We start from the raw sequence: 12680 nt of genomic DNA, 5'->3' as shown, positions 1-12680 counted from the left end.
GCTCGTCCAGACCCTCGTCGTGCTCTGGTACACCGACCACGGCGACCCGGCCGGCGACCTCGCCGCCATCCGCGCCGCCGCCCCCTGGTACACCACCAAGGCCGAACCGTCCTACGCCGACATGCACGCCGCCCTGCGCAAGACGATCATCGCAGCGCGCTTTTCCCCGGCCACAGCCGTCCCGCCCACCGACACCGAAATTCGCGCCGTCCTCACCGCCTGGGCCGCCGCCGAACCCGCCCTCGCGGCATAACCCCGAAAGTCGAGCACGACTCCTGGCGGCCGGAAACAGCTTCAGCTGCAGGTGGCGCGCGAGGCGGGAGCCGTGCGGAAGCTCCGCATCCAGAAGGTTCCGACCTCGGGTGACCTCACCCGGCTGGAGACGGTGCTGGAACTCGACAGGGAGCAGGCGACCAGCCTCATCGACATGTTGCGCGCCATCGACGCTATCCCGATCGAGGGCGACAGCACCGTGCGCGTTGACGACCAACTGCTCCGCGACGTGTTCGCCGACCCCACCGCGATGGCGAGTGTCTACGCCGACGACCCCGAGCGGTTCCGCGCGCTCATCGAAAGCGACGCCAACGCCAGCGACGTGATCGCGCTCCAACACCGTCGCGAGGTCGCCGCCACCATGCGCCGATGGCTGGAGGACGATGACTCCTTTGCGGAGGCGAACGCGGCGGCCGGTGGCCCGGAGAAGGCCTGGCAGCAGTTGCTCGAAGCGAACCCATGGGTCCTCGGCATCGGCCTGGGCGGGCAGCTCCTGACCTCTTGGGAGGAGGGAAAGTTGGAGCAGACTGTCGTCGGCAGAAGCATCAAGGGAGTAGGCAAGCGGGCCGACGCGTTGCTCCGAACCGCCGGCATCGTACGTACGCTCGCTTTCGCCGAGATCAAGCACCATCAGACCCGCCTGCAAGGTGAGCAATACCGCTCCGGGGCGTGGGGGCCATCCAAGGAAGTCGCAGGGGCCGTGGTCCAAGTCCAGCAGACCGTCCACCTTGCGAGCCGGGAACTCGGCGACTACATCCAAGATCAGGCTGACGACGGCGAGTTGCTGGGGACGGGAACGTTCATCCTCCAGCCCCGGTCGTACGTGATCGTCGGCTCGCTCGACCAACTGACCGGCGACGGCGGTGGTCCGATCCCAGACAAGGTCCGCAGCTTCGAGTTGTTCCGGCGGAACCTGCACGAGCCAGAGGTGATCACGTTCGACGAGTTGGTCGCACGCGCCGAGTGGCACGTTGAGGCCGCCGCGCACGGATCGGCAGCCGACGAGCCGCCAGGCGCGGAGCCCGAGAGCACTTGGACTACCCAGCCGGACCGGTGGGCCCCTGACGAGCCGCCCTTTTGAACGATCGGGCTACGGACGGTCGGGGATCGGTAGGCCCGCATCCCGGAGCCGCTGTAGGACTTCGTCCGCCGCCTCCTCGATCGACTGCCCGGCGGTGACGTAGCGGATGGCATCGACGACGGTCGCATGCAGGTCGCCGTAACCAGTGGCCCCCTCTTCGCTACTCAACCCCATGAGGAGCATGGTGCCGCAAGGCAACGGGGCCGGCATCCGACGACCCGGCGATCAGCCGTCCGCAAGCCGAAGGTCAGATGACTCGGCGCCGCACCTGGAGCAGTCCAAGCAGCAGTGCTACAGCCGCGAGTGCGATGGCCAGCCCCGTCTCGATGAGCTGCAGCGGCCAGTAGTGGCTCGGTGGGATGAACTCGGCCCGCTCGCTGACAGCACCCTGCTCCTCCGCGCAGGTGGCCGGGTTGAACGGCTCACCGCACTGGTCGTACCGGGGTGACACGGGCTCACCGGCGGCACTGCGGTACCCGACGTCGAGCACCCGGGATCCCGCAGGCACGTAGGTGTCGGTCATGACGGTGCCCGGGGCCGCGCTGACGACCGTGGTGTCGAGAACGTGCGGCCGGAGCATGCTCAGCGCCGGCACGAGCACCAGGTAGGCGACGACGCCCAGCGCGATCGCACCGACGGTGTTCCGCAACACGAGGCCCAGGAGGGCGGCTGCACAGAAGGCGAGCAGGAAGTAGCCGCCCATCACCAGGCCGGTGGTCTCGAACCATCCCGACTCCAACCGCGTGGGCGACAGGACGTACAGCGGCTCGCGAGCCCAGCCGACGACGAGCCCGAGGGTCAGCAGCGCGACGGTGACCGGCATCCCGACGACCGCGGCTTCGACCGCCCACCAGCGGGCGCGTCCGACGGACTGGGTCAGGGTGAACAGCTGCGTGCGCTGCTCGAACTCGCGGGCGACCAGTGGTCCGCCGACCAGCACGCCCAGCAGCACCGGCAGGACGATCAGGAACTGGGGCAGCCAGGACAGGAGTGAGCTGAAGCGGTCCTCCAGCACGCTCTGGGCGCCGGCCGGGCAGCCGGGGTCGAAGTAGCCGTCGCGCAGGCAGCCGGTCAGCCCCAGCTCCCGGATCGACGACGTCGCCGCCAGCCGCAGCGCGACGAGTCCCAGCCCGATCAGCAGGACGACGCCCAGGGAGCTGAGGACGGCGGTCCGGTGCTGACGCCACGCCACCCAGGTCATGCCGGCACCTGCTCGGTGTCGGGGAGCTGACCGCGGCGCAGGTGCGCCAGTACGAGGTCCTCCAGCTGGGCGTCGTGCTTGACCCAGTCCGGCCCGGGCGCCAGCCCCGGGTCGTCGACCAGCACGGTGGCCTGCCGCGACGTCGTCCGCGCCTCGACCACCACCTCCGCCGGGACGTGGGTGCCGAGCTGGTGGGCCGGGCCGATCAGCACCCGGTGGCCACCCACGAGGTCGTCGATGCCCCCGGCCACCTGGACCCGGCCGCCGCCGAGCACGACGAGGTGGTCGCAGGTCTCCGTGATGTCGGTCAGCACGTGCGAGGACAGCAGGACGGTCATGCCGGTCTCGGCGACCTCCGCCATCAGGGTGGCCATCACGTCGCGGCGGGCGAGCGGGTCGAGGTCGGCGAGCGGCTCGTCCAGCAGCAGCAGCTCGGGCCGCCGTCCCAGCGCCAGCGCCAACGCCAGGCGCGAGCGCTGACCGCCGGACAGCGTGCCCACCCGCGCCCGGGACGGGAGTCCGGCGTCGTCCACCAGGCGGGCGGCGTACGGCGCGTCCCACCGCTCGTTGAGCGCCGCGCCGGCGGAGAGCATGTCCGCCACGGTGAACCGCCGGTACAGCGGCTTGTCCTGGGACAGGAAGGCGACCCGGGGGTGCGCGCGGGCCCTCACCTCGTCGCCCAGCACTCGGATCGTTCCCTCCGTGGGCGCGAGCAGACCGACCGCCAGGTGGAGCAGCGTGCTCTTGCCGGCCCCGTTGGGTCCGACCAGCGCCGCCACCCGGCCGACCGGCAGCCGCAGCGAGCAGTTGCGCAGCGCCCACCCTCGGCGGTAACGCCGGCCCAGCCCGACCGCCTCGAAGGCAGGTTCCTCAGCGTGTGACACCTTCAAACTCCTTCAGAACGTCTGGTCGAGGACTGCCTTCGCCAGGGCTTCGACGTCCTCCCGGCTCAGGTCTGCGTCCCTTGCTCTTCCGGCCCAGTCGGCCAGCTCAACACCGAGTGGTGAATCGACCTCGCCCCCGGGGTGAGCCAGCGACTGGCGGATGAACGTGCCGGCGCCGGGGCGCGGTTCAACGAGCCCCTCCCGCTCCAGCTCGCGGTAGGCCTTGAGCACGGTGTTGGGGTTGATGGCAGTGGCCGCCACAACTTCCTTGGCGGTGGGCAACTGGTCGCCGACGCCGAGCAGACCGAGCCGCAGCGCCTGCTTCGTCTGTTGGACCAGCTGTAGATAGGTCGGCGTCCCGGACGTCCGGTTGATGCGGAACTCGATCACGTCGGCCTCTTTCACTAAATAGCTAGTGGAATGACGCGAACGTATCAGGCCGCTGGGCGCCGTCGTGGCGGACCCGCCGACCGGTGCGGAATGGCGTCGGTCGGCGTGCTGCTCACGTCCTCCGCCGTTCTCTCGACCGGTCGCGGACATGTCCAGCAGGGTTGCGCCGTTCTGCGATGCGTCGCCGGGCTCCAGGAATCCATGGGCCGGGTCGCTTCGGCCGGCGACAACGCCGCCATGGAGTCCTGGCACGGCAGAACACACCTACAACCGCCGCCGCCGAGAGCGCGCCCTCGGCCATCTGACTCCGAGCGAGGTCGAACTCGCCTTGGCTACTCAGGCCGCCGTCGCGACATGATCAGTCCCAACCGCCGTCAATCGAAGCTGCAGCAGTCCCCCGGGCAACCGCCGAAAGCCTGGCCGCCAGCAATCCCGCCCACGTCCTCGGCGGGCCGCTCGACGCGCGTAGCGCCATGACTTGCACCGTCCTCGGGGCGCTCCACCGGCCACCGCGCCGATGGCCCAGTCACCCGCGGCGGTTGGGCGCGCGGCAGGACTCGGCGGCCAGCCGGTCGGGTCACATTCGCAGACCGATCCTGCCGTCCGTGGCCCCCGCTTAAGCCTCGAAGACGCCCAAGCCACATGCCCGGCATCGGGCGGCGGAGAGCATCGGCGGGCGGAAAAGCGATCCGGTGGCCAGGTGCTGCTTGCCGAGGGTGGTCAGCCCAACGGAGTCGCCCGCGGCGATCCAGTTGAGGTGGACCATCTGACCGGCGATGTGTCCGCGAGCGAGGGCAGCGTCACATCGTGGACACGTGGTAGGCAGCGGCATGGTCGACCTCCTCGCGCCAAGGCTATGCGGAGGGTCGACTTGGGAACCGAGCAGGACCCGCGGACTCCCGAGCGGGCAGTGACGTGGCGCCGGGAGCGTCATCACGGGCTGGCGGTGAGGGGAGAGATGGCGACGGAGACGCTCGTCACGGCGCCCGTAGGAGGAACCCAACCGGGGACACCGCAGGCCAGGGCACGCGCCTCTCGGCCGCCGTCCCGTAAGACCCGCCCGGTGAGCAGTCCCGCAGGGGGAGGACAAACGGGACACCCTGCGGACCGGCAGACCGGCGTCGTCCGCCAGCTGCTCGACAGCCAAGCCATCGTGTTGCAGGAGCCGCTGCGTTACCGCGAACCGGGTGCATCGCGCAGTTCAGCGTCGTCAGCGGCCGTAGCCGGACAATCGACATCCCCATGCAATCGACAGTCGCCATAAGATTACCAATGAGATAACACTCGCGACGACTCTCTACCCATAACGACCAACCCTTACCGATAACCCTCAAGCCTTTACCGAGGAACGGCACGAATGCTACCTTCGGTAGACGTTCGGGCCCCGCTTCGCGGGGCCTTTCGCCGTTTCTAGGGGTGACGTGTTGGCCATCGTTGGGCGACGCTGACAATGCGCGGCGGTATCAAGGTGTACGCCGGCTCGTCGGCCGCTGCCCGGCACTACGTGGAGGCTGGCCGGGGCCGGGCGGATGACTACTACCTGACCGAGGACGCCGGGTTGGCCCGCCGCTACGCCACCGGCACCGATGGGCAAGTGCAGGAGCTGGCGCCGTTGGCCGGGGATGGCTACCAGGCCTGGGTGGCCGGGCTGGATCCCGACACTGGTGAGCCGCGTGGCTGGCTGCGCACCGACGATCGCGCGGTGCGGTTCGTCGAGGTCGTGGTCAACGGCCCGAAGTCCTGGTCCCTCGCCGCAGCGCTGCACGAGAACCTCGCTGCCGCCTACGACGCAGCGCAGGACCGCGCCGCCGAGCAGGTCATCGGCTGGCTCGCCGAGCACGCCACCACCCGGGTCGGGCCGCGTGGCGGTCAGGTGCAGATACCGGTCGAGGTACTGGAGGCCGTCACGGTGCGGCACTACACCTCCCGCGCTGGCGTCCGCACCGGCACCTTCATCTGCAGGTCAACGCCCGCGTGTTCGCAGCTGGCAAATGGCGTGGGCTGCACACCATCGGGGTCCGCGACTTCCTGACCGCGATTAACGGAATCGGGCACGCCGCGGTCGCCTGCGACCCGCAATTCCGGACCTCGCTCGCCGCGCACGGATACACGTTGGACAGCGAGGGAGAAATACGGCAACTGTCGGACGTCCTCGGGCCGTTCAGCGCCCGCGCGACACAGATCGCCCGGAATGTGGACCGCTACGAATCCGAATGGACCGCGGCGCACCCCGGCGAAACGCCGGGACCGGCGCTGCGCCGCACCTGGGACGCTCGCGCCTGGGCCGACGGCCGCCCCGACAAGGTCACCCCTCAGCCCGGCGAGGACCTCACCGCCCGGTGGATGGGCGAGCTGGCCGCGCTCGGGTATCGCGACCGCGACCGGCCGGTGGACCTGGCGCCCACGCCGGTCGGCGCGCTGGACCGCGACAGGGCGGTCGGCCGGGTGCTGGCACGGCTGGCTGCCGGCCGCTCGGCGTGGAACGCCGCCGATGTCCGGGGCGAGGTCGAGCAGCTGATCGCTGCTGCCGGGGTAGTGGCAGAGCCGGCGGTGCGCATCGAGCTGGCCGAGGACCTCACCGCCCGCGCCCTTGCCCGCTGCGTTCCGCTGCTGGACCGCGACGGCGTGCCCGAGCACATCCGGGCGTTGACATGCCAGCAGGTGCTCGACGTCGAGGCCGAGCTGACCGCCCGGCTCACCGCCCGCATCGGCGTCCCGGACGCCGACCTGGAAGGAGACCTCGACCTCACTCTCCGGCTGACTGACCTGGCCCCGTCTGGTGGGGAGCTGACCTCGGCGGCCGAGCTGGTCACCGACGCGCGCCGGCTGGACGCGGGACAGTCCGCGGCGGTCGCGGCGCTGGTCGGCGACCGGCAGCTGGTGGTGGTCGAGGGCGCCGCCGGCGCAGGCAAGACCACCACCCTGACCACCACCCGCGCTCTCCTCGAGGAGCGGGGACGGCGGCTCACGGTGGTGACCCCGACGCTCAAGGCCGCCCAGGTCGTGCAGCAGGAGGTCGGCGCCGCCGCGGGGTCGGCGGCGTGGCTGGTGCACCAGCACGGCTGGCGCTGGACCGGCGACGGCACCTGGACCCGCCTCACCGCCGGCCAGACCGACCCGGTCACCGGCAGCGTCCACACCGGCCCCGAGGAGGGGGCGCGGCTGCACGCCGGGGATCTGCTGGTGGTCGACGAGGCTGGGATGCTCGACCAGGACACCGCCCGCGCGCTCTTGACCGTCGCTGACGAATGCGGGGCGCGAGTGGCCCTGCTCGGTGACCGCCGGCAGCTGGCCGTGGTAGGCCGCGGCGGCTTGCTCGCCCTGGCAGTCCGCCACGCCGACCCGGCCGCGGTGCTGACCCTAGACCGGGTGCACCGCTTCATCCGCACCGACAGCGCCGGCCACAACGTGCCGGACACCGCCTACGCCGAGCTGACGCTGGCCATGCGCGCCGGCACTGACCCCGGAACGGTGTTCGACGCACTCGCCGCACGCGGCCACATCCGGCTGCATCCCGACGCGGCGACGCTGCAGGAGGCGCTGGCAGCGACCGCCGTCTGCTCCTCCGCCGAGGGTGAACCGGTGGCGGTGGTGGTGGACACCCGTGAGCAGGCCGCCGCCCTCAACGCCGCCGTCCGCGAGCGGCTGGTCGCCGACCGCCGGGTCGACGACACCCGAGTCGTCGTTACCGCGGCGGGGCAGCGGATTGGCGTCGGGGACCGGGTCGCCACCCGCCGCAACGACCGCGGCCTGGGCGTGGCCAACCGCCACACCTGGACCGTCACCGCCGTCGATGGCGGCGGGCTCGTTGTCACCCCCGCCGCTCGCGACCGGGGAAACGTTCCCCCGGCCGGTGTCACCCCTGCGGTGTCGCGGCAGCGGACGCTGCCCGCCGACTACGTCGCCGAGCACGTGGAGCTGGCCTACGCCAGCACCGCGCACGGCGTCCAGGGCGACACAGTTCCCGCCGCGCACCTGGTCATCGGCGAGTCCACTGGCGCCGCGACCGCCTACGTCGGGATGACCCGCGGCAGCAAGAACAACACCGCCCACCTCGTGGCCACCGACGCCGAGGAGGCGCGGAAGCAGTGGATCGCGGTGTCCGCCCGCGACCGGGCCGACCTCGGCCCCGCGCACGCCGCGGAGCAGGCCGCCGCCGAGGCCGCCGCCTACGCCAGCCCCCGTCCGCTGGAGCAGGTGCTGGCCGAGCTGCACCAGGCGTGGTCGGTCGAGCAGCGCTGCGCCGACCAGCTGGCCTTGCTCGAGCCGTGGCGCGACACCCTGCGCCAAGTCGTCGCACAAGAGGCCGGTCATGCCGGCAAGCTCGCCGGACTCGACGCCGAGTGTCGGCAGACGGCACTTGTCGCCGAGCGGGCGAAGCAGACGGCCCAGGCCAGCATGAGAGCGGTCGCCGCCGAGGCCGACCGCATCCGCGACAGCCTGCTCACCGCCTGGGACGGCGACCGCCCGGCCGCCCGCGCCGCGGCCCGGGTCGTGCTCGACGGACCCGGCCGGCTGCACCTGCGCCGGGCCGCCGTCGCCCGCGCGACCGAGCAGCTGACCGACTGGGCCGACCGGTGGCGCCCACATCGGCCCGACCTGCCCACCGACCCGACCGAGCTCTCCCAGGAGGCCGGCGGATACGACGACCGTGCCGCGCTGTGGCAGGCGTTCGACACCGCCGCCCGCCGCACGGCCGAGCACCGCCATCCGGAGCAGGCGCAGCTGCATGCGGTTGCCGATACCGCCCGGCACACCGCCGAGGAGGCGCGGCGTGCCCTGGCCGACGCCCGTCACCGGCGCGACGAGCGACTGATCCCGCTGGGACCGCTCGCCTTCGCCTCGAACCCCGTAGCGCTGCTGACCAACCTCGACCGCGAGGTCGTCGACAGGTCCCAGCAGCTGACCAAGGCCCGCACCCACATCACCGCGCTGACCGCCGAACCGGCCGTGCGCGCCCTGCCGCCCCACCGGCTTGCCCGCGAGCACGACACCTGGCGCGCCCAGCGCGACTCCCACCAGGACGTCGAACGCGCGGTTGCGCGCAAGACCGCGGGCCGGTCCACCGGGCCGACCGGGGCCGTGCGCTCACCCGGCCCCGAGGAGGTGCCTTCCCTCTACCGGCATCGCTCCCCGGGCCACGGCATCCCACGATGAGTAGACGACCACGTGAAGTGCAGTTACACGCCGGGACGAGAACGGCGCCGGATCGGACAGCTCACCTCGGCCGCCGCGTCCTCTACCGCCTCGACGATCTGGACCGGATCGACGCCCAGCACGGTCACAGGCGCGCCGGTCCATCTTGACGAGAAGTGTTGTGTCGGCACCTGAGTGCACTGTCGCTCGGACACCCGCATCCGTCGTCGACGTCCAGCGGCGCCCGCGACAGCAGGAGGAATGAACCATGGCCGTAGTGATCGCCCGCTGGCGCAGGATGGACCGCGCCACCGGAAAGCTCGTACCGACGGCGCGCGACGGCAAGGGGTTGCGCTACCTGTCGCACCTCCGCGACCCCTCGGGACGCGAGGTCACCAAGGCGTTCGCCTTGAAGCGGGACGCGCAGCGGTGGCTCGACGAGCAGACGGCGCAGTTGCTGCAGGGGACGTACGTGCACCCCGCTGCGGTCAAGACGACGGTGGGGGAGTGGTGCGAGACATGGCTGTCCGGCTACGCCAGCAGGCGTCCCAGAACCGTTCGACAAGCGCGGGTACACATCGCGCAGATCACGACCACCTTCGGCAACCGTCCCTTGGCTGCGGTGCGCCCGTCGGATGTGAAGTCCTGGACGGCCAGGCTCAAGGTTGACGGCCTTGCTGACAGCTACGTCTACGCGCTCCACAACCGGCTGTCACAGCTGATGAGCGACGCCGTCCATGACGGCATCCTGGCGCGCAACCCTTGTTCCCGACGCACGACTCCGGGCGCCGGCAAGCCCCGCCCCTACGTCGCCACCACCGAGCAGGTGTGGGCGCTGCACGATGCCGTCGCCGAGCACCTGCGACCGGCGATCCTGCTCGGCGCCTTCGTCGGTCTGCGGACGGCCGAGGCTGTCGGCCTCCGGGTGGCCGACGTCGACTTCATGCGGGGCGTCGTCAGGCCAGTGCAGCAGCGGGACGGCGAGCCGTTGAAGTCCGAAACCAGCCGGACCCCGCTGCCGATCCCGTCCGAGCTGGCGCTCGAGCTTTCCGCTGCGGTGGCCAGGTGGGGCGGCGACTACGTCGTCACGGACGGCGCTGGGCGGCAATCCTCGACGTGGGCCATCGAACGGGCGGTGCGGGCGGCGCGACCGAAAGTCGAAGAGTTGCCGGAAGGGTTCCGCTTCCACGACCTCCGGCACTACCTGGCCTCACTGCTCATCGGTAGCGGCCTCGACGTGAAAGTCGTCCAACATCGGCTCCGGCACGGGTCGGCGAAGACGACCTTGGACACCTACGGCCACCTGTGGCCGGACAGCGACGAGTCCGCACGAGCCGCCGTGGGTGCAGTGCTGGCGGCTCGTGCGGACTGTCTGCGGACTGACGAACCCTGATCCCGAGAAATAGCAGGTCAGAGGGCCATCCTCATCAGATGTCGTAGTACATCGCGAACTCGTGCGGGTGCGGACGGAGGCGGATGGGGTCGATCTCGTTCTCCCGCTTGTACTCGATCCACGTCTCGATCAGGTCGGGGGTGAACACCCCGCCGTCGATCAGGTACTCGTGGTCGGTCTCCAGGTTGTCGAGGACGGCGTCCAGCGAGGCCGGGACCTTCTCGATGCCCAGGGCCTCCTCGGGCGGCAGCTCGTAGAGGTCCTTGTCCACCGGCGCCGGCGGCTCGATCTTGTTCCTGATGCCGTCGAGACCGGCCATGAGCATCGCCGAGAAGGCGAGGTAGGGGTTGGCCGACGGGTCGGGCACGCGGAACTCGATGCGCTTGGCCTTCGGGCTGTCACCGGAGATCGGGATGCGGCAGCAGGCCGAGCGGTTGCGGGCCGAGTAGACGAGGTTGATCGGGGCCTCGTAGCCGGGCACCAGGCGGTGGTAGCTGTTGACCGTCGGGTTGGTGAAGGCCAGCAGCGACGGCGCGTGCGCCAGCAGGCCGCCGATGTAGTGGCGGGCGGTGTCCGACAGGCCTGCGTAGCCGGTCTCGGCGTGGAAGAGCGGCTCGCCGTCCCGCCAGAGGCTCTGGTGACAGTGCATGCCCGAGCCGTTGTCGCCGTAGAGCGGCTTGGGCATGAAAGTGGCGGTCTTGCCGTGCGCCCAGGCGGTGTTCTTGACGACGTACTTGAACAGCATCAGGCTGTCGGCCGAGGCCAACAGGGTGTCGAACTTGTAGTTGATCTCGGCTTGGCCGCCGGTGCCGACCTCGTGGTGGCCCCGTTCGAGCTGGAGCCCGACCCCGGCGAGGTTGAGCATCATGTCGGCGCGCAGGTCGCTCTGCTGGTCGTAGGGCTCGACCGGGAAGTAGCCGCCCTTGAGACGGGCCTTGTAGCCGCGGTTGCGCGCGCCGTCAGGATCGGCCAGCGCACCGGAGTTCCACGACCCCTCGGCCGAGTCGATGTGATAGTAGCCCTCGTTGATCCCGGTGTCGTACCGGACAGAGTCGAAGACGTAGAACTCCGCCTCGGGCCCGAAGTATGCGGTGTCGGCGATGCCGCTGCTGGCCAGGTATGCCTCGGCCTTCTTCGCCACGTTCCGCGGGTCGCGGCTGTAGGCCTCCCGGGTGATCGGGTCGTGGATGAAGAAGTTCATGTTCAGTGTCTTGTGCCGGCGGAACGGGTCGACGAAGGCGCTGTTGGCGTCGGGCAGCAGCAGCATGTCCGACTCATTGATGGCCTGGAAGCCACGAATCGAGGAGCCGTCGAATCCGAGGCCTTCGGTGAAGGCATCCTCGCCGAAGAACGCCGCCGGGACGGTGAAGTGCTGCATGACGCCGGGCAGGTCGCAGAACCGCACATCGACGAAAGCCACGTCGTTGTCGCGGATGTAGGCGAGCACCTCGTCGGGACTGGTGAACATCGATCCTCCGGGTTGGGGCGGACAGCCGGTGGCGAACGTACGAGCGGGCGGTTGCCCTCCGGTGTCTCCGGTGTTTCGGGCCGGTAACAACGACACCTGGCGTGTCGCCGGGCCCCCTGAAGGGCCCCGCAGCCGGCCCCGTCCAGGGGCCCGCCCGGAGCCTGCGAGGGGTGGGGAGGACGGGGTCCGCCTCCGAGACGTGGGGGGGAGGGTGGTCCTTTCTCTACGCTGAGCGTCATGGTCGGGGACGCACAGCCACCCTCTCAGGAGCGCCGGCGCGGCGCCGCGCTGGGGCTGCCGGCCGAGGGGCCCGGCTCGCTGGCCACGTTCTCCAGCCGGGTCGGCGCCTTCCTCGTCGACGCCGTGACGGCGGCTCTGGTCGCCGGCCTGTTCACCGCCCCCGAGCTGCCCGGCAACTGGAGCCTGCTGTCGTTCGGGCTGATCACGGTGGTCACCCTCGTCGTCTTCGGGCAGACGCCGGGCATGCGGCTGCTGGGCCTGCGGCTGGCGCACCCGCGGTCGGGGCAGCGGCTGGCGCCGTGGCGGGCCGTCGTCCGGACGGCGCTGCTCATGCTGCTGGTGCCCGCCCTGGTGGTGGACGCCGACGGGCGCGGGCTGCACGACCGGCTCACCGACACCGCCGTCGTCGAGGATCGAGAGTAGGAGAGCCCCGCGCCTGCTGGCACGGGCACTCGTCACGCGGGAGACAGCGCAGGCACGTCCGCTGTCAGAGCGTGTTGAGAAAGCGGGCTGACAGGTTCGGTGTTGTGCGCCAGGGTGGGACATGGGCTCTTCCCCGGCCTACCCCTCGGACCTGACCGATGCGCAGTGGGCGCTGATCGAGCCGCTGGTGC

9 protein-coding genes and 1 pseudogene are annotated in these 12680 nt (G+C 70.9%); 5 read left to right on the top strand and 5 right to left on the bottom strand.

The window, feature by feature from the left end; translation table 11 throughout:
- Positions 1-253, top strand: a 253-nt coding sequence (locus E4P41_RS19310; protein ID WP_209307813.1) for a hypothetical protein, incomplete at its 5' end; no start/stop codon positions are given.
- Positions 254-325: 72 nt separating this feature from the next.
- Positions 326-1354 carry a Shedu immune nuclease family protein gene (locus E4P41_RS19305; RefSeq protein ID WP_209307812.1) on the top strand — a complete coding sequence of 343 codons (1029 nt, stop codon included), beginning with the start codon at positions 326-328 and terminating at the stop codon, positions 1352-1354.
- Between the two features lie 9 nt (positions 1355-1363).
- On the opposite strand, the gene E4P41_RS22385 is transcribed toward E4P41_RS19305, so the two are convergent.
- The 4 genes from E4P41_RS22385 to E4P41_RS19290 all read right to left on the bottom strand — a co-directional run bounded on the left by E4P41_RS22385 (position 1364) and on the right by E4P41_RS19290 (position 3844).
- Positions 1364-1528: a hypothetical protein gene (locus tag E4P41_RS22385; RefSeq protein WP_167761185.1), complete on the bottom strand. Its 165-nt coding sequence runs from the start codon at positions 1526-1528 to the stop codon at positions 1364-1366.
- 73 nt (positions 1529-1601) lie between these two features.
- Positions 1602-2555, bottom strand: a complete 954-nt coding sequence (locus E4P41_RS19300) for a hypothetical protein (protein ID WP_135142859.1) — start codon at positions 2553-2555, stop codon at positions 1602-1604.
- Complete coding sequence (locus E4P41_RS19295) at positions 2552-3439, bottom strand: ABC transporter ATP-binding protein (protein WP_135142858.1); 888 nt, start codon at positions 3437-3439, stop codon at positions 2552-2554. The genes E4P41_RS19300 and E4P41_RS19295 overlap by 4 nt, the downstream gene beginning before the upstream one ends.
- 12 nt (positions 3440-3451) lie before the next feature.
- Entirely contained in the window at positions 3452-3844 is a 393-nt protein-coding gene (locus tag E4P41_RS19290; RefSeq protein ID WP_209307811.1) for a GntR family transcriptional regulator, read from the bottom strand.
- Between the two features lie 1435 nt (positions 3845-5279).
- On the opposite strand from E4P41_RS19290, the pseudogene mobF reads away from it, so the two are divergent.
- A pseudogene (mobF, locus tag E4P41_RS19285) lies at positions 5280-8986 on the top strand (MobF family relaxase).
- Positions 8987-9233: 247 nt separating this feature from the next.
- Positions 9234-10358 carry a site-specific integrase gene (locus E4P41_RS19280; protein ID WP_135142857.1) on the top strand — a complete coding sequence of 375 codons (1125 nt, stop codon included), beginning with the start codon at positions 9234-9236 and terminating at the stop codon, positions 10356-10358.
- A 34-nt stretch (positions 10359-10392) separates the two neighbouring features.
- Here the strand turns inward: E4P41_RS19280 and glnA are convergent, their stop codons facing one another.
- Positions 10393-11826, bottom strand: coding sequence for a type I glutamate--ammonia ligase (gene glnA, locus E4P41_RS19275; RefSeq protein WP_135142856.1), 1434 nt, complete (start codon positions 11824-11826; stop codon positions 10393-10395).
- 237 nt (positions 11827-12063) lie between these two features.
- Here glnA and E4P41_RS19270 point away from each other — a divergent pair, with 237 nt between their 5' ends.
- Positions 12064-12489 (top strand): RDD family protein, encoded by a 426-nt coding sequence (locus E4P41_RS19270; protein WP_135142855.1) that lies wholly within the window; start codon positions 12064-12066, stop codon positions 12487-12489.
- Positions 12490-12680 lie beyond the last annotated feature (191 nt).

Source organism: Geodermatophilus sp. DF01-2, assembly GCF_004571065.1.
Lineage (GTDB): Bacteria > Actinomycetota > Actinomycetes > Mycobacteriales > Geodermatophilaceae > Geodermatophilus.
Note: the sequence above shows the minus strand (reverse complement) of the source record. Positions and strands in the feature narration are given on the sequence as shown.